The following is a 16,569-nucleotide window of genomic DNA, read 5'->3' as shown; positions in this document are numbered from 1 at the left end:
CTTCATCCGAACCCTGAAGGAAAACCTCCTCTGGGTTCGGACCTTCGACACCGTCGAGCAACTTCGCCAGGCGCTGCTGGAGTTTGGCCGGACTTACAACTCAACCTGGCTGATCGAGCGACACGGCTTCAGAACACCGAACGCCGTCCGCAAGGATCAGCTTTCACCCGCGGCTCTCGCCGCATAGGCTTCACTCAGGTGTCTCAACAACCGCGGGCGGTACACTATCCTCATGTAAGTTTTCTATCTTGAATATGAGGTATGGGTGGAGTTTGGGGATGATCCCAGTTCAGCGATCTTCTGTACTGGCCTACGTCGTCGAACATGTCAGGCTTCCGGCGAGCCTGTGGCTTCCGCATCAAGGAACGTGCGCAGTTGGGTGATAGCCCACTGCGCCGCCGGACCCGGCGGGCGGCTCCTGGCATGCACGACGTGGAGCTCCAGCTTGAAGCTTCCTTCCTGACGAGGGTGAAGCCGTCGCAGCTTTCCGTTGTCCAGAAACTCGGAAGTAAAGTGCGTTGGAAGGTAGCCCCAGCCGAAGCCCTCTAGGATGAAGCCTCGTTGCGCGTGGATGTTCGCGAAGCGCCAGAGCCGGTCGCCGACGATCCCGCGTGCGCGGGTACTCGTATCGTCACCGTCGGCAAGCAGGAGCTGGACGTGCCCGCTGAGGTCCCTACGCGACAGGGTTCCGGGATGAGCGGCCAACGCGTGCGCAGGCGCGACAACTGGGATCATCTCGATTTCGGTCAGCACCTCCGCCTCTAGGTCTCCTGCACTGCTGCCAGTGTGCGGATAGATGGCAACGTCTGCCGTCCTGTCCCGCAGGTGTCGCTCCGCGTCCGCCGACCCCTCCGACAGCAGGGTCACCGGCAGGCTGGGAAAGGCCGCACTCAGCGCCCTCAGTGAGCGCATCCCAGGGCCAGTGGGCAGGAATTGGTGGGCGACGATTGTCAGTTCCGGCTCAAGGCCGCCCCGGATGGCTTCGGCGCGCGCCCGAAGCGCTTCGGCGCCTCCAACGACACGGCGCGCTTCCTCCAGGACGGCCTGCCCTGCCTCCGTGAGGCAGGGCACCTTGCTCGATCGGTCAAAGAGCGGCAGCCGCAGCGTCGTCTCAAGTGCCTGAACGGCTTGGCTGACGGCCGATTGGACGCGCTGCAGCCGACGTGCAGCGGCCGAGAAGCTGCCTGCTTCGGCAATGGCAATGAGCACCCGCATCTGGTCGAGCGTCAGTGGGTCCAACATCCATCAGCTCATCTGCTCGTTCAGTGCAGTTTTTCAGCAGTTCCGCAGATTAATGGCAAGGCTCACCTTTCCCAGGGCAGCGGATAGGCCGCTGCTCCATACAAGGAACACTTCCATGCGTCAGATCCTCGCCGCGTCCCTGTTCAGCGCCACCCTGGTCGCCCTTGCTGTCCCTGCCTCTGCCGAGGGCTTCGACGGGCGCGGCCCCTCCGCCGTCCCCGCTCACCCATCGACCCGGAACCGCACACCGCTCGCCGGGGAAGGCGCCTCTACCCAAGGCCAAGCTGCCCAGAACTTGCTGGAGGCCAGCGGTGCCACTGGCGGCGGTGGCCAGCACAGCTGAGACACCCACCCTCGATACCACCGGGTCCGCGATGGCGGCCCGGCACCCGGCGGCGCCCTATCGAGCAGGAGGGGCCAACAGCAGGAGGATGCCATGCTTGACGATGCGGCCGCGGCCCAGACCCGCCACAGCAGGGCTCATGTCCCAGGCGCGATGCCCGGAGCCGGATGGCTGATCCTGGTCGTCCTCGCGACAGGCATCGCTGTCTGGTCCATGCGCTATGGGCTTCCCGTGGTGCCGCAGCCGAACCTTTCCAACTTCGTCACCCGGCGTCCTGCTCTCACCATCCATGCCCTGTCCGCCTCCGTCGCGCTGCTGGTGGGGCCGTGGCAATTCCTGCCGGGGCTGCGGGCCCGCCGCATCGGCTTGCACCGGGCGCTCGGGCGCACCTACGCCGTTGCGATCCTGGTTGCCTGGCTCTCCTCCATTCCGATCGGCCTCCACGCCGAAACTGGGATGGTCGCCTCGGCTGGTTTCCTGGTGCTCGGCGCCGCCTGGATCGCCGCGACCGGAGTGGCGGTTGAGCGCGCGCTGCGCCACGACATCGCCGCGCACCGTCGCTGGATGGTGCGGAGCTACGCCCTGACGGCTGCAGCGATCACGCTCCGCATCTACCTTGGGATGGCGATCGCGCTCGGTATACCGATGACGCTGTCCTATCCTGCGATCGCGTGGCTGTGCTGGATACCGAACCTTCTTGCCGCGGAGTGGTGGGTGAGGCGTGCTGCGCCCGCCTCGTGATGACCTAGATGGTTGGGAACGCGACGGGAGGCGCCCAGACAGGGCTGAGGTACTGCTCAGCCTCGTCCGGGTTCGGGTGTATCAATCCCCTCAGGCTTGGCAATCCGGGCGTCCCATCCTGCCATTGCGACATCAGTAACCGCCTCCAGCTCCACGCGGCTCGCACCGTCCCGGGCCAGGATTGACATGCCGTTTTGAAGGGTCTGGACAAAGCGGGCTAGCGCGTGGAGGTCGGTCGAGCATGGGATCTCACCTTCCGCCACTGCCCGGCTCAAACGGGCCGATAGCCGCTGGAGCGTGACGGCGCGCGCCGACCGGACCAGCTCTCCGAGTTCCTCGTGACCTTCGCTGCCGACGGCCGACAGTGTCACCATACAGCCTCGGGGAGCATCGAACACGCAGCCGGTCAGTGCTGCGGCGGAGTCCATGAGGAGAGAGCGTACGGCATCGCGCGCGGTCGGGGACGAATTGAAGCCCGCCCAGACGTATCCCGCGTTGGTCTCGGCATAGTGGCGAAGCGCCTCAGCGTAGAGCGCCTCCTTCGATCCGAAGGCGGCGTAGAGGCTGGGCGCACCGATACCCATGGCCTGCGTCAAATCAGAGATCGAGGTCGCCTCGAACCCCTTGGCCCAGAACAGGCGGCTCGCACACTCCAGCGCAGCATCACGGTCGAACGCTCGCGGCCGCCCGCGCGGCCGGGCCGCGTGAGCGCTGGTGTTCGGCTTCGCACCAGAATTCTGCATCGACCACTATATAAACCTGTTGACCTCCCTCAGCAACGTTCATAGGTTATTCTGTATCGAACGTTAGAGAATGGGACTTGGGATGATGGAACTGGCAGGGAAGCGCGCGCTCGTGACGGGCGGGACGCGCGGTATCGGTGCCGCGATCGCGCTCGCCCTAGCGGAGAGGGGAGCCGATGTGGCGATCACCTACGAGCGCTCCGCAGACCGCGCCGCTGAGGTGGTTCGGACAATCGAAACCAAGGGTCACAAGGCGGTCGCTTTACAGGCGGACATCTCTGACCCGGCTGCGGTGAAGCGCTCCGTCGACGACGCGGCTCGGGCGCTGGGCGGTCTCGACATCCTCGTCAACAATGCGGGGATCGCACTCTATGCGAAGATTGGAGAGGCTACTGTCGAGATGATCGATGCGCTGCTTGACGTGAACGTGCGGGGACCTGTGCTCGCGACCCAGGCTGCCATCCCGCACCTTCCGGCGGGCGGCCGCATCGTCACCATCGGTTCCGCCGGTGCCGATCGCATTGTCGGCGATACGGGCACGATCTACTTTATGACCAAGTCCGCGTTGCAATCGTTCACCCGCGGCCTCGCAAGGGAACTTGGCCCACGCGACGTGACCGTTAACCTGGTTCAGCCGGGCTCAACCGACACTGACATGAACCCCGCCGATGGCGAGTTCTCAGACTTCCAGCGCAGCCTGAGCGCTCTTGGTCGCTATGGCACGCCGGTGGATGTCGCCGCAGCGGTAGCCTTTCTGGCCAGTCCGTTGGCGAGGCACATCACTGGTGCCATTCTAACGGTGGATGGTGGTCAGACGGCCTGAGAGGCTTACTGGACTTGGCTTGGTGCAGGCGTCGGGCTCAGAAGCACGCATCGCATAGCACCGTGACGTGCTCACCGCGTCGGCACCGTGGGGAACAGTATTGAGCTTGTCCGTGAAGGACTTCCCACCGCTGGCACGCCCATGTTCGGGCAGCGTGCCAGCACTGATCAGGCAGCCGCAGCCGCCATCCAGCAAAGGGCCTATTTCAGTGACTCAACATCCCTTTGAACAAATGCCGGATTGTGGCCCCTCTGATGCTCGTGGATCCATGGCTCTGACACCAAGAGGAAAGATGGTGCGTGGATGGGTGCCAATCGGCGCTAACTGGAACCTACCTGTTAGCCAATTTTGGTAGTCCCCCAAGTCTCTTGCGGCAGACTTCAGGAGGGGTTTAGATCCGGCACTTGTTCACAGGCACTGCCACATTGTCGCTGCGTCTACTCATGTTGCCCGGCATGTCGGTGCCTGCGAGGGTGGCCAACGCCCATGACAAGCCGCACTAGGCTAGACCGGCTGCGAGCGCAGGCACGTGCCGCTACCCTCTCAGACCTGACAACTCTTCCTGAGGCGGTATACCGGCTGGGCTTCGTTCAGGCAGACCCGATCCGTGCACCCGCCCGCGCGCAGGACCTGATCCTGCGAAATCGCGTGAAGGGCTACAGGGCGGGGGATCTGGAGCGCCAGTTCGCTCGCCTCGGCCTGGAGGAGGACTTCCTATACGCCTATGGCTTCATGACCCCAGAGACCCGGCAACTGCTTCATCCTCGCGCCGACCCGCTCAAAGAGGCAGGTGTCCACACTCCGACCGGGCTGGCAGCCGATGTACTAAACTTCGTGCGCGAGAATGGCCCGACCCACCCTCGGGACCTCGAGGTTCGGTTCGGTCGGGAGCGGGCGGTCAATGGTTGGGGTGGCTACTCCAAGGCGACCACCCGCGCCCTTGAGAGTCTGCACCATTATGGGCTGCTGAGGGTGACGCATCGCCGGGACGGTAGCCGCATCTACGCCTGCTCTCCGCCACGCGAGGTGGGGATGGAACCCGGTGACCGAGCAGCGCGCGCCGTCATGCTGGTCGTCAGTATCCTTGCTCCGATCTCCCTCGGTAGCCTCAGAGGTGCGCTGACGCTGGTGTCGAGGCGCAACCCAGGCTTCGGACCTCTCGCGCCAGTTGTCGCCGCCGCACTGAGAAGTGGAGAACTGGAGCGGGAGGTGATCGACCGCGAGACTTATGTCTGGCCAGCCTGCGAGAACGGAGGGCGAGACGGATCGACACTGCGGGACGTCCGCCTGCTGGCTCCCTTCGACCCGGTAGTCTGGGATCGGCGCCGCTTCGAGCACCTCTGGGGTTGGGCTTACCGCTTCGAGGCCTATACGCCACCACCGCGTCGGCAGTTCGGCTACTATGCCCTGCCCATACTCTGGGGAGACAGGGTTATCGGCTGGGCCAATGTCGCTCTCGCTGATGGCGACCTGCACGTCACCTTGGGGTATGCCCAAGGAGTTCTCTCGAGCCAAGTCTTCTATCGTGGCCTCGACGCCGAAATAGCGCGAATGCAGCGGTTCCTAAAAAGCAGGGATGTGCCCTAGGCAGCCAGGAGGGTCGGAGGCCCAGCAGCGTGCTCGGCAGGAGCGAAGTCGCGGCCACCAGGGCGGAGAGCCGTTCCCAGTCCTAGTGCGCCATGCCGGGGGGCCTCGTGCTGGTTCTTTTTGTTCTTGATTCGTTCACAGTCATCCGACAGCGTCGACGCATGCGCGAATCGCCCCCACCCCCTGTTAACGTGCCATCGAAACCCTGGTCCGCTCAGGCCGGGCTACCTCAGGCATCAGTGCTCAACCAACCTGAGGAGACACCGCTCCTCGATGAGCGGCAGCTTGAACTCCCTGGCCTCTTCCCAACTGGTCAGGAGACGCAGCATGGCGGATGAGCACTCGGTGCCGCCCCTGGTTCCTGCCTCTGGCGACGAGGTAGCCGAGGTGCTCGCCTATGCTCTCCGGCACGACGAGCGAGGCCGCCCGCGCCGCGGCGCCGCATGGGAGGTCGCGGCCGCCGTCCTGGCCGAGCAGCTCGCGGCACAGCTAGAGCGGGCCAACCTGATGGTGGTTAAGAAGCCTCCCCGTCCGCCCCACAGCACTTGATGTCGTTCGCGCCAAGCGGGACGAGACCTGACCGGCAGGCGGCACGCATTTGCCGCATGGAGCACCGCTCTACCCATTCGGAGAGATGCCGGTCAGCCTTTCGCGGCGAGTGCCACTAGCTCTTCGAGGTCGAGATCCCGTTCCAGATCGTGGAGCGTTTCATCATCAATCTGATGCGCCCGGTGCATGCGGACCAGCTCGGCTCGTCCTGCGGCCACAGCGGCGAGGATGACGCCGTAATGGGCCGCAATATCCCGGTCGCGGTCCTCATCGCTTCCGGAGAACTCCACCGAAATGGTCGCCCGCCGCCGGTAGCTGTCCAGCAGGCGCGGGTGGAGAAGTGAGCCATCGGACGCATGGGCCATCCGCTGCACTGCCTCGAACTGCGCTGCGTGCATGGAGGCTTCCGCGGCGTAGAGGTCCAGCGGTGGTTTGCTACGCTCGTCTTCCTGAAGGCCTGCCAGGCGGATGACCAAGCCGAGTGTCGTCCCCTGAACAAGAACCGTCACGAGGATCACGGCAAAGGCTGAGACCAGCATCAGGTCACGCCCTGGCATCGTCTCGGGCAGGGTCAAAGCCACTGCGAGGGTGACCACTCCTCGCATGCCTGCCCAGCTCATGACGCTCGCCGCTCGTGGTCCGAGCGGCTCCGCCGGGCGCCTGCCTGCGCGGTTCAGAAGCCCGAGAACTGCATCCGAGCCGAAGATCCAAGCGAAACGTGCCAGAATGACGGCCGCGATGATGGCGGCCACCGACCAGGCCATGTCCTGCACCACGGTGCCGATCCCGCCAACGCGATCGATGACGCCGCGCAGCGACAGGCCGATCAGGATGAACACCGCTGCCTCCAGCAGAAAGATCATCACCTGCCAGAACGATAGAGAACGAACTCGGACACTCGCCGTCAGAACAACGTGCTGATACCAGCCGCAAACGAGACCCGCCGTGACCGTGGAGATAACACCGGACACGTGCAGCATCTCGCCAGCGATGTAGCTCATCCAGCAGACCAGCACGGAGGCGGCGACCACCAGTTGTTCGTCCGCGAGGCGTCGCAGCAGGAGGACCCATAGTGTCCCGATCGCTCCACCAACGACGATCCCACCACCGACGAGAAAGGCAAAGCTGCCAATCGCCTCGCCAAGGCTGAACGACCCGGTGATGACAGCTGCAACCGCAAAGCGGAACAGCACCAGCCCGGTCGCGTCGTTGAGCAGGCTCTCGCCTTCCAACAGGGTGCCCAGTCGGCGTGGCAGCTTGACCCGCTGCAGCACGGCCCTGGCCGACACGGCATCGGGCGGTGAGACGATAGCACCCAGCGCGACGCAGGCCGCCCAGGGCAGCTCCGGCACGACCAACTTCGTGACGATTGCGACGACAGCCGCCGTGAAGAGCACCGCGCCGATTGCGAGCGAGGCGATGCCGCTAAGATGGCGTCGGAAAGGTGCCAGAGCCGTAAACCAGGCTCCGTCCATCAGGAGTGGCGGCAGGAAGATGACCAAAACCAGATTTGGATCGAGGTCTATGGTTGGCAGACCTGGAACGAACGCTAGCGCACCTCCGCCAGCCAGGAGAGCAACAGCCGGTGGAAGACCCAGTCGAGGGGCTACATACTGCAGCACCAGCACCGCCAGGAGCATGCCAACGATAAGCTCGAAGACTTCTACAGGGTGCATCCGTGCCGAACCGTCTGAGCAATGAGGCCAAGCTGTTACCGAAGTCCAAAGAGGCGTCAATTGCGGTCACTGCTATACGGCGTTTACTCGCTGAAGTCTGAGGTGGAGCACCGAACACACGAGTAGAGCACGGTATCGGACCCCTCCGAGGGTCACGCTGGCGCCTGTTGCCTGCTAAGGTCAGTGCCCATACCGTTCAACTGCGAGCTATCCTCGGCTTCTTGATGGGTGACGTACGCTCACATCGGCATTGAGGACTGCGAATCCTCGTTGAAGGGTGCGACCTCTATGGGTCTATCCTTGACCGCGCCCTCCGCCCCTCCAACGGGGCAGGCGTCGAGCTATGGTCAGTTCTCGCACTGAGATTTGCGCTGTCAGCGTTCCGAGCCTGATTGAAGCACTCGATCAGCATATCGGTAAGAACGCGAATCTTTCGCGCAGGAAGGTGACCGGGTGGGCGGATGACGTACACCCCCGCTGGAGGTGGTGGATATCGCGTCAAGACGGGAACAAGCGCGCCAGAGGCTAGATACTCGTGGGTAATGCCATCCGGGATCCAGGCAATGCCAAGGCCTGCCAGCGCAGCGGCGGCAAGAGCGGTGCCATTGTCAGCCTTGAAGCGTCCCTGCGGGCGAACCGTGATGATCTTGTCGCCATCCATCAACTGCCACGCTTCCGTGCCTTGCATTAGTGCCTGATGAGCAATGAGTTCATCCGGGCTCTCAGGGGAACCATGCGCTGCGATGTAGTCAGGGCTTGCAACAAGTTTGCCATAAATGGGTCCAACCCGCCTGGCGATCAGATTGGAATCCTCAAGGTAGCCAATGCGGATTGCGCAGTCGAAACCCTCCCCGACGATGTCAACGAAGCGGTCGGTGTAGGAGGTGTAGACGTGGAGTTGTGGGTGTCTCCGTGCCATGTCAGCCAGCACAGGGGCAAGGTGAGTTGGTCCGAAGGTAAGCGGTACAGCAACTCGTAGGCGACCGCAGAGGTGACCGGCGGGTAGGATCGTTTCCCTTGCCAGGTCGATTTCGGCGCACGCCTTGGCTGCATGGTCTCGGAATGTGCTTCCAGCTTCCGTCAGTGCGGCGCCGCGGGTGGTTCGTGCAAGAAGCTGGACGCCAAGATCCTCTTCAAGCCGGGCGAGGCTCCGGCTGACGATCGACTTGGAGACCCCTAGCCGCCGGGCAGCGGACGATACTCCCCCAGCATCGGCAACCTCCACAAAGATCCTCAGATCCTCGATGTCCAAGTTGGCGTTCCCCGATATGCGACACAGCGTCTCACCAACCAGCACTACTGGATCGCACGCAGGAACGACAACTCCCGCCCTGGACACCGCCGCAGTTGGCGCCTGTCTCTCCGCGATCTCGCCTCACTCACAGCAGTGTCAGAGGATCTAGTCATGACCTTCCGCAACGGCCTTGCTTCGCTTCTTCGTCCCGAGGACTCTGTACTCGTTCTGATCGATCATCAGCCGTACCAGCTAGCGAACGTGAACAGCCACGAGCCGCAGATGGTGATCAACAACACGACCGGCCTGGCGAAGGCCGCCAAGGCCTTCGGTGTCCCCACCATCCTGACAACCGTGATCGCTGCGCGGGGCGGCCTCCTCTTCCCCCAGATCACCGACGTCTTCCCCGGCCAGGAGGTGATCGATCGGACGTTCATCAACACCTGGGAGGACCGAAAGGTGGTGGACGCGGTCAAGGCGACAGGTCGCAAGCAGCTGGTTATCGCTGGCCTCTTGACCGAGGTCTGTGTCGCGATGCCGACCATTCAGGCTCTTGGCGAGGGCTGGGACGTGACGGTAATTACCGATGCGTCCGGTGGCGTCTCGGTTGAGGCTCATGAGGTCGCCATCAAGCGCATGATCGCGGCAGGCGCGAACATGATGACCTGGATGGCACTGGCGGCCGAGTGGCAGCGCGACTGGGCTCGGACTGAGCACGCCGTCGCGCTGACGGAGGTGATCACGCAGCATGCCGGTGGTAGCGGCATCGCCTATCTGTGGGAACAGCAGCTGCTCAACACGCCGGTGCCAAGCAGCGCGAGCTGAACCGCGCAGGGATGACGAGACGTGCAAATGACTAAAGCATTCCGGGCATCGTCATTCCCGTTGCTGCACTACAGAAAAGTTGGAGGACGGACGGCTTTCGGCCAAACTCACCGGCTTGCCGTACCCTGATGCTTCGGTGACGGACTCCCCAGGGATTCCGTCTGCCGAGAAGCTTAGCGATACCGCGCCAGCCAGTGTGCGTAAGGCGCGGGCAACGTCGCCCAAGCGGGATTCTGCACGCCAAGTGCCTTAGCTGCGGCATAGGGCCAGTGAGGGTTGGCCAGCACCGGGCGGCCCAATGTCACCAGATCGACCTTGCCGTCCCGTACCAGCGCATCGGCTTCATCCGGCTTGGAGATGTACCAGCTCGTCGTGCCCGGCAGATCCGTATCTCGTCGCACCTGCTGGCAGATATCGGCCATGAAGTTCGGCCCCCAGGGGATCTTAGCCTCGGGCGTGTTGAAGCCGATCGATACGTCGACAAAATCCAGACCTTCCTGCTTCATGCGGGAGAGCATGGCGATCGCCTCGCCGAGCATGGCTTCGTTGCCATCAAATTCCACGACACTGAGACGGACCGCCAGCGGCCGGTCTTCGGGCCAGACCTTACGCACGGCGACCAGGGTTTCGAGCAGGAACCGCGCGCGGTTCTCGGCGCTGCCGCCATAGGCATCGCTGCGAGTGTTCGATAACGGCGAGAAGAAGTTCTGGGCCAGGTAGCCGTGGGCCATGTGAAGCTCGAGCCAGCCGAAGCCAAGATCGCGCGCTCGTATCGCGGCATTGACCGTTTCCTGCTGCACCCGGGCAACGTCGTCGGATGTCATCTCGCGCGGTACCCGGGCCAGGTCGCCGCCGAACGCGATCGGAGACGCAGCGATGGTCGGCCAGGCATGTGGCTGGCCCTCGGGGATGTGGTCGTCGCCCTCCCAAGGACGGTTGGCCGACGCCTTGCGTCCGGCATGGCCGATCTGGATACCAGGAACCGCCCCTGCATCGCGGATCGCGTCCACCACCGGGCGCATTGCCTCGGCCTGGGTGTCGTTCCAGAGACCGAGGTCGCCCCAGGTGATCCGCCCCTCGGGCGAGACCGCTGTCGCCTCCACGATCACCAACCCTGCCCCTCCACGGGCAAGGGAAGCGTAATGGGCCCGGTGCCACTCGTTCATGACGCCGTCCACCGCCATGTACTGGCACATCGGCGACACCACGATGCGGTTCCGCAGCGTGGCGCCTTTCAGGGTGTAGGGATCGAACAGGCTAGCCATGATAATCACCTCAAGCGATGTTGGCCCTTAGTTCGATATTGTTCGAACAAAGACAAGAGGGGCCGCTGTGGAGGGAGCGAGAATGGGGCGGGCAAAGCAAACCCCGGTGAGCCGTCGGGAGCAGGTGCAATTGGGAGTGCTGCATCTCGATAGGGTCCTGCACGCACTCAGCGATCCTGTCCGCCTTGCCATCGTGGTGCAGTTGCACCACGAGGGAGAGAGCAGTTGCGCAGCCCTGGATGGCGGTCGTCCGAAGTCGACCATGTCACATCATTTCCGCGTACTACGAGAGGCAGGGCTGGTTCAGACAACCGTTCATGGCGTGACGCATATGAACCACCTGTGCCGCGAACCGCTCGACGCTGCGTTCCCAGGCCTTCTGGACTCGATCATCTCGGCAGCAGCTAGGGTGGGCTGACCTCGAACTCATAGGTCTTGCTGCACAGCAGGTCACTGGGCAGGCGTGAGGCGCGAATGTAGCCGTCGGTGTCGCCGTCCGCCCTCCGTGGTGCTCTCACCAAAGCCGCCTGTCCGCTCCCGGCCAACCCTGGCTCTGCCTGGACGCCGCCTTTCATGGAGGTGCAGCTCGGAACTTGATGAGGCCAACATCTGACGCACACTCGATGAGATGCCAAATCACCTTGGAGGTGAGCGCAAGCCGCCCTGGATCAACGACGCGAAGATCTCGGCGGCTTCGACCTCGTTGAGGGTGCCACGTACCAGAGCGGCTGAGAGCGCCTCGCCCGCGCCGACCAGGCCAATGCAGCGCCACTCCAGCCCGGCTGCCGACAAGGTGCTGTGAGGCTTCAGGACCGACACAAACATCTGTACGGCGTTGTCGAGCAATTCCTGAAAAACCCTGGCTTTCTCCTCGCTGCCTGCCAGGGCGGCGCCCACCGCGTGAAACTCGTCGGTCTTGTCAGCGGCACAATGGATGTAGGCGACCGCCAGGATCTTAGCGCATTCCTTGAGGCTCCGCTTACCGGCGGTCATGGCCTCCTGGAACGTGTTCACCCGCTCCACGTCGATCCACCTGTAGAGCTCGATCAGCAGCTGCGACCGGGTGTTGAAGTGATCGTAGACCACCGGCTTAGAGATACCTGCGCGCTCAGCCAGATGTCCCAGGGTCAACCGATCCGCGCCCTCCTCCCGCACAATCAGAAGCGCCGTATCGAGCAGCTGGCGACGTCGCTCGGCTTTCGAGAGCCTGCGTGGCGGTACCTGCTCGCCATCCTCCTGAGCATTCTTTTTCACGTCATTGCCTGCCTTGCGAAACCTACTAAAGGTAGCCATCTTAGCCTTCCTACTAAAAGTAGGTAGCAGCTTGAGACAAGGAGGCTTGGCAATGTCATCAGCTCCCATTCTGCTCATGGGCGGCTCCGGCGCCATTGGGCGCTGGACTACACGGATTCTGCGCACCACCCATCCCAATCTACCGTTGCTGATCGGCGGTCGTGACCTCACCAGGGCCCAGGAAGCCGCGGCCCAGATCGGCAGCGCGGACGGCGTGGCGCTTGACCTGGCCGCCACGGATCTCGGTCTCGGCGGCCGCCCAGTGAGTGCCGTCGCCGTCCTGTTTTCGGACGACAGCCTAGCCGGACTCCGCTTTGCGCAAGCGCACGGGGTTCCACACCTCAGCATCTCGTCCGGCATCTTCGAGATCGCTCCCGAGATCGCGGCCTTCATGCACAGACCGGACGCCGCGCCGCTCGTCCTCGGATACGAATGGCTCGTTGGCGCCACGACGGTTCCCACGCTCGACTTCGCCAAGGTCTTCGGCCGGGTCGACGACATCGCGATTGGTGCCCTGGTTGATGAGCAGGACACCGGCGGCCCGGCAGTGGCCGAGGACTTCGAGCGGCTGAACAGGACCTTGCCCGCAGCTCTGACGCGCCGCGACGGCCGCTACGTCTGGCGAGCCGGTGAAGATGCCAAGGCCGCGTTTCACGCCGTCGACGGCACCAGGATGGAGGCATCCGGCTTCTCGTCCATCGACGTCGTCGGCCTGGCGACGGCAACCGGCGCGCCAAGCGTTCAGTTCAACATCGCGACTGGGGTCAGTTCCAGCCGCCGCCGCGGCGAGCCGATGTCAACCGAAATCGTCATTGAACTCACCGGACAGGATCATGCGGGCCGGGCGCTCCGCACCCGTCACGCGGTCGTGCATCGCGAGGGTGCCGCGCCGCTCACCGGGCTCGGGGTGGCCATGATCCTCGAACGTCTTCTCGGAATCGATGGCCATCCCGCGACGCCAGCTGGCCTCTACTTTCCCTACCAGCTGCTCCACCCCACTGCTTACTTCACGCGCCTTGAGCAGACCGGCGGTGAGGTTCTGACGCTGGAGACACGGTGATACGTGCGGGCCCGCTTCCGCTCGGTAACGCTGAGGCAGGGAGTAGGCTGGGACCACAACGATCAGTCTGTCGCGAGCCTCGGCCAAGGTCTCGAACTGCCGCGTGACATCAGGCAAACCGACTGGCGTGATGGATCGTTATTGACAGGATACGGTCATTCTGTCAGCATGCTGACACAATGAAATCCAAACCTGATGCCTTTGCACACCCTGCCAGCCGACTTGCGCTTGAGGTGTTCCGCCTCAACGGTGCCCTCATCGCCACTGGCGACGCCCTGACCGCACCCATTGGCCTGACCAGCGCCCGCTGGCAGGTAATGGGCGCAGTGGCCGAGGCGCGCGGGGGGCTGCCTGTCGCAGGCCTTGCCCGCAACATGGGCCTCGTACGCCAATCAGTGCAGCGCCTCGCCGACGAGCTCGCGGCCGAGGGCATCCTGTGCTTCACGCCCAACCCGCATCACCGGCGCGCAAAGCTCGTCGCGCTCACCGAGCGCGGCGAGGCGCTGTTCGCGGAGACGAACCGGCGCTGGCTCACCCTCGCGGACGCACTTGTCGCGGCGTTGGGCACCGAGGAGACCATCCGCGCCGCGGAGGTCCTGCTCGCCGCCCGCGAGCACTTCAACCAAGCCCAGGCCGGAGAGGAGGAGGCGGCATAATGCGCGCACTGCACCCCATCGCGGGCGTTGTCGGAATGGCGACCATCGCGACCTTCTGGCTCTCCACCGTCGTCACGGAGGCGTTCGGCGGTCCCACCACGCTTCTCGCTCTGAAGACCGCAATCCTGTGGGGTCTGCTGCTACTCGTGCCCGCGCTGGCGGTGACCGGCGCTACAGGCTTCTGCATGGGAGGACGCTCCACCCATCCGCGCATTATGGCCAAGCGGCACCGCATGCCCGTCATCGCGCTCAACGGCCTGCTCGTGCTCGTCCCCTGTGCGGTCTTCCTGCAGGCGCGGGCCGCGGCAGGTGACTTCGGTGGCACCTTCGCCCTGGTGCAGGGGATTGAATTGCTGGCAGGGGCCGTAAACCTGACGCTCATGGGCCTGAGCATCCGCGACGGCATCTCCCTGACCCGGCGCTTCGCCCGTGCCCGAGCGTCAATCTGACGATCCCAGATCACTCCTGGCCATTTTGACAACTGCTGCCCACGGATGCCGCGAGCGGCCGAGCAAGGATAACCCCTATGGTCACCTTCGAGCCCCTCGACCCGGTGGTGCCGATCAGCGCGCAACTTGGGGTCGATGCCGCGCCCGTCGTGCTGGTTAACCTTATCACGGTGGACCCCGCCGACGCTGACGCGCTGCTCGCGGCGTGGGAGCACGATGCCAACTGGATGAAGTGCCAGCCCGGCTACATCTCGACCCAACTCCATCGCGGGATCGGCGGCAGCGCGGTGTTCCTCAACTACGCGATCTGGGAGTCGGTGGCGCATTTCCGGGCCGCGTTCTCCCACCCGGAGTTCCGCAGCGCGCTCGGCGCCTATCCGTCCAGCGCGGTCACCCGGCCGCACCTCTTCGCCAAGGTGGCGGTGCCGAACCTCTGCACCGCTTGAGAGCGCTCCACCGGCAACAGCACTCCATTACAGAAGGATTCGCCTGATGAGCGCCTCGTCTACAGCCACCGATAACCGCTTCGACACGGACGTCCTCGTTGTCGGAGCCGGTCCCGTGGGCCTCACGACGGCCTGCGCTCTGCGCCACCACGGGGTGGATTGTCGTATTCTTGAAGAGCGCACCGGGGTGAAGCACAACTCGCGAGCCAACAATCTTTGGGCGCGCCCGCAGGAGCTCCTGGCCAGCATTGGCATCCGCGATGCGCTCGCGGCCAAGTCCTATGGCATCCGCCAAGTCGCCACCATGCTCAACGGCCAGCCGACCGACCCCTTGCTCGTCGATCGCGTCGCCAGCCCCTATCCGCGCGTCCTCTACAGCGGCCAGGACGTCATCGAGACGACGCTCTCGCAAACGCTGGCCGATAAGGGAACCGCGGTCGAGCGGGGCTGCAAGGTCACCGGCTTCGAGCAGGACGAGGACGGCGTGACCGTCACCGTCGAGCGCGAGGAGGGCGGGCCGGAGCGGGTTCGTTGCCGCTACCTCGTGGCCGCGGACGGCGCGAACAGCACCGTTCGCTCCGTCGTGGGCCTGGACTTCGAGAAGGAGCGCTTCGAGGAACGGATGAACCGACAGGTCGACGCCAAGCTCTCGTGGCGGCGCTCCACGGAGCCGGACCAACTCTGGTTCTTCTACTACAAGGACGGCTTCTGCGGCGTCCTCCCGGTCTGGGAGGGCTACCACCGCCTGTTCTTCCTCCAGGACGACACCGGCGTGCCCGACCGCGACCCCACCCTGGAGGAGATCCAGGCGCTCGGGCGGGAGGTAACCGGCGACGAGACCCTGACCCTCACCGACCCGATCTGGTTCAGCCACAGCCGCTTCCAGCACGGCGTGGCATCGGCCTTCGCGCGCGGCCGCGTTTTCCTGGCGGGCGACGCCGGGCACTTGTCGCTCCCGATCGGCGGCCAGGGCATGAACGCGGGCCTGCATGACGCGGTGGAGATCGCCTGGCGGCTAGCCATGACGCTGGCGGGGCGGGCCGAGCCGGTGGTGCTCGCCTCCTACGACAACGAGCGCCAGGGCGAGCATGCCCGCCTCGATGGCCAGCAAGCCACCGGCTTCCGGCGCACCGTCTACCGCGGCCCGATCTCGGACGGGGTCCTCAGCCTTGGTGCCAAGGCGCTGCCGAGTATCGGCTCGCTTCTTCAGGGCACCGACGACCTCCAGCAGATCTCGGTGAGCTATCCCAACAGCCCTCTGAACGATGACCAGCTATCCGGCTTCGCCCACTTCATCCGCGCCTCCGGGCCACGTCCCGGCGAGCGGGCACCGGACGCTGAGGTGACCCAGGACGGGCGGGCCACCACCCTGTTTTCCTCCATCTACAACCCCGATGGCCGGAGTTGGGGTTGGGCTCTACTCGCCTTCGACGGCAGGTCAAGTGAGGCCGGGCTACCGCTGCTCAAGGCCGTGGACGCGGTTGCGGCGTGGGACTGCGTGCGACCGCGGTTGGTGCTCGCTGGCCCGCTGGTTGAGGCAGGAGCCGTGCCCATCCTCTCGGACCTTGATGGGCGTCCTCCGCCCCACAGTTGAATGAGACGCCCCGCAAGCGGACGGTATCCGCCGATGGGGTGCA

18 protein-coding genes and 1 pseudogene are annotated in these 16,569 nt (G+C 64.4%); 13 read left to right on the top strand and 6 right to left on the bottom strand.

The genetic code is table 11. From position 1 onward, the window contains the following. A pseudogene (locus ACFFIC_RS21830) lies at positions 1–187 on the top strand (IS3-like element ISMtsp5 family transposase); the annotation flags it as partial. Between the two features lie 140 nt (positions 188–327). Here the strand turns inward: ACFFIC_RS21830 and ACFFIC_RS21825 are convergent. Continuing rightward, the gene (locus ACFFIC_RS21825; protein WP_377054291.1) at positions 328–1,242 is read right to left on the bottom strand and encodes a LysR family transcriptional regulator; all 915 of its coding nucleotides are present in this window, start codon (positions 1,240–1,242) and stop codon (positions 328–330) included. A 115-nt stretch (positions 1,243–1,357) separates the two neighbouring features. Here ACFFIC_RS21825 and ACFFIC_RS21820 point away from each other — a divergent pair, with 115 nt between their 5' ends. Continuing rightward, positions 1,358–1,585 carry a hypothetical protein gene (locus ACFFIC_RS21820; RefSeq protein WP_377054289.1) on the top strand — a complete coding sequence of 76 codons (228 nt, stop codon included), beginning with the start codon at positions 1,358–1,360 and terminating at the stop codon, positions 1,583–1,585. A gap of 93 nt (positions 1,586–1,678) precedes the next feature. Beyond that, complete coding sequence (locus tag ACFFIC_RS21815; protein WP_377054287.1) at positions 1,679–2,326, top strand: DUF2306 domain-containing protein; 648 nt, start codon at positions 1,679–1,681, stop codon at positions 2,324–2,326. Between the two features lie 56 nt (positions 2,327–2,382). On the opposite strand, the gene ACFFIC_RS21810 is transcribed toward ACFFIC_RS21815, so the two are convergent. Further along, entirely contained in the window at positions 2,383–3,069 is a 687-nt protein-coding gene (locus tag ACFFIC_RS21810; protein ID WP_377054285.1) for a TetR/AcrR family transcriptional regulator, read from the bottom strand. A gap of 82 nt (positions 3,070–3,151) precedes the next feature. On the opposite strand from ACFFIC_RS21810, the gene ACFFIC_RS21805 reads away from it, so the two are divergent. The 3 genes from ACFFIC_RS21805 to ACFFIC_RS21795 all read left to right on the top strand — a co-directional run bounded on the left by ACFFIC_RS21805 (position 3,152) and on the right by ACFFIC_RS21795 (position 6,028). After that, entirely contained in the window at positions 3,152–3,892 is a 741-nt protein-coding gene (locus ACFFIC_RS21805; RefSeq protein ID WP_377054283.1) for an SDR family NAD(P)-dependent oxidoreductase, read from the top strand. Between the two features lie 486 nt (positions 3,893–4,378). Then, on the top strand, positions 4,379–5,479 hold the full coding sequence (locus ACFFIC_RS21800) for a DNA glycosylase AlkZ-like family protein (RefSeq protein WP_377054281.1): 1,101 nt from the start codon (positions 4,379–4,381) through the stop codon (positions 5,477–5,479). A gap of 327 nt (positions 5,480–5,806) precedes the next feature. Next, on the top strand, positions 5,807–6,028 hold the full coding sequence (locus ACFFIC_RS21795) for a hypothetical protein (protein ID WP_377054279.1): 222 nt from the start codon (positions 5,807–5,809) through the stop codon (positions 6,026–6,028). Between the two features lie 92 nt (positions 6,029–6,120). On the opposite strand, the gene ACFFIC_RS21790 is transcribed toward ACFFIC_RS21795, so the two are convergent. Next, complete coding sequence (locus ACFFIC_RS21790; protein ID WP_377054277.1) at positions 6,121–7,704, bottom strand: Na+/H+ antiporter; 1,584 nt, start codon at positions 7,702–7,704, stop codon at positions 6,121–6,123. Positions 7,705–7,990: 286 nt separating this feature from the next. Continuing rightward, entirely contained in the window at positions 7,991–8,956 is a 966-nt protein-coding gene (locus ACFFIC_RS21785; protein ID WP_377054275.1) for a LysR family transcriptional regulator, read from the bottom strand. Between the two features lie 153 nt (positions 8,957–9,109). Between ACFFIC_RS21785 and ACFFIC_RS21780 the strand changes: the two genes are divergently transcribed. Next, positions 9,110–9,763 (top strand): hydrolase, encoded by a 654-nt coding sequence (locus ACFFIC_RS21780; protein ID WP_377054273.1) that lies wholly within the window; start codon positions 9,110–9,112, stop codon positions 9,761–9,763. A 173-nt stretch (positions 9,764–9,936) separates the two neighbouring features. On the opposite strand, the gene ACFFIC_RS21775 is transcribed toward ACFFIC_RS21780, so the two are convergent. Beyond that, complete coding sequence (locus ACFFIC_RS21775; protein ID WP_377054271.1) at positions 9,937–11,028, bottom strand: NADH:flavin oxidoreductase/NADH oxidase; 1,092 nt, start codon at positions 11,026–11,028, stop codon at positions 9,937–9,939. Between the two features lie 106 nt (positions 11,029–11,134). Between ACFFIC_RS21775 and ACFFIC_RS21770 the strand changes: the two genes are divergently transcribed. Beyond that, positions 11,135–11,446, top strand: a complete 312-nt coding sequence (locus tag ACFFIC_RS21770; protein WP_377054269.1) for an ArsR/SmtB family transcription factor — start codon at positions 11,135–11,137, stop codon at positions 11,444–11,446. Between the two features lie 218 nt (positions 11,447–11,664). Here ACFFIC_RS21770 and ACFFIC_RS21765 read toward each other — a convergent pair whose 3' ends face one another. Next, on the bottom strand, positions 11,665–12,321 hold the full coding sequence (locus ACFFIC_RS21765; protein ID WP_377054267.1) for a TetR/AcrR family transcriptional regulator: 657 nt from the start codon (positions 12,319–12,321) through the stop codon (positions 11,665–11,667). A 52-nt stretch (positions 12,322–12,373) separates the two neighbouring features. On the opposite strand from ACFFIC_RS21765, the gene ACFFIC_RS21760 reads away from it, so the two are divergent. The 5 genes from ACFFIC_RS21760 (at position 12,374) to ACFFIC_RS21740 (ending at position 16,526) form a co-directional block, all read left to right on the top strand. Next, positions 12,374–13,381: a hypothetical protein gene (locus tag ACFFIC_RS21760; protein ID WP_377054265.1), complete on the top strand. Its 1,008-nt coding sequence runs from the start codon at positions 12,374–12,376 to the stop codon at positions 13,379–13,381. A 233-nt stretch (positions 13,382–13,614) separates the two neighbouring features. Next, positions 13,615–14,037, top strand: a complete 423-nt coding sequence (locus ACFFIC_RS21755) for a MarR family winged helix-turn-helix transcriptional regulator (RefSeq protein ID WP_377054263.1) — start codon at positions 13,615–13,617, stop codon at positions 14,035–14,037. Further along, the gene (locus ACFFIC_RS21750) at positions 14,037–14,486 is read left to right on the top strand and encodes a hypothetical protein (protein WP_377054261.1); all 450 of its coding nucleotides are present in this window, start codon (positions 14,037–14,039) and stop codon (positions 14,484–14,486) included. The genes ACFFIC_RS21755 and ACFFIC_RS21750 overlap by 1 nt, the downstream gene beginning before the upstream one ends. Before the next feature lie 77 nt (positions 14,487–14,563). Next, a complete protein-coding gene (locus ACFFIC_RS21745; RefSeq protein WP_377054259.1) occupies positions 14,564–14,932 on the top strand; it encodes an antibiotic biosynthesis monooxygenase family protein in 369 nt (122 codons plus the stop codon). Between the two features lie 46 nt (positions 14,933–14,978). After that, the gene (locus ACFFIC_RS21740; protein ID WP_377054257.1) at positions 14,979–16,526 is read left to right on the top strand and encodes an FAD-dependent monooxygenase; all 1,548 of its coding nucleotides are present in this window, start codon (positions 14,979–14,981) and stop codon (positions 16,524–16,526) included. Positions 16,527–16,569 lie beyond the last annotated feature (43 nt).

Origin of the sequence: Muricoccus vinaceus (assembly GCF_042433125.1) — a bacterium.
Lineage (GTDB): Bacteria > Pseudomonadota > Alphaproteobacteria > Acetobacterales > Acetobacteraceae > Roseomonas > Roseomonas vinacea.
This window is presented reverse-complemented; position numbering and strand designations above follow the sequence as displayed.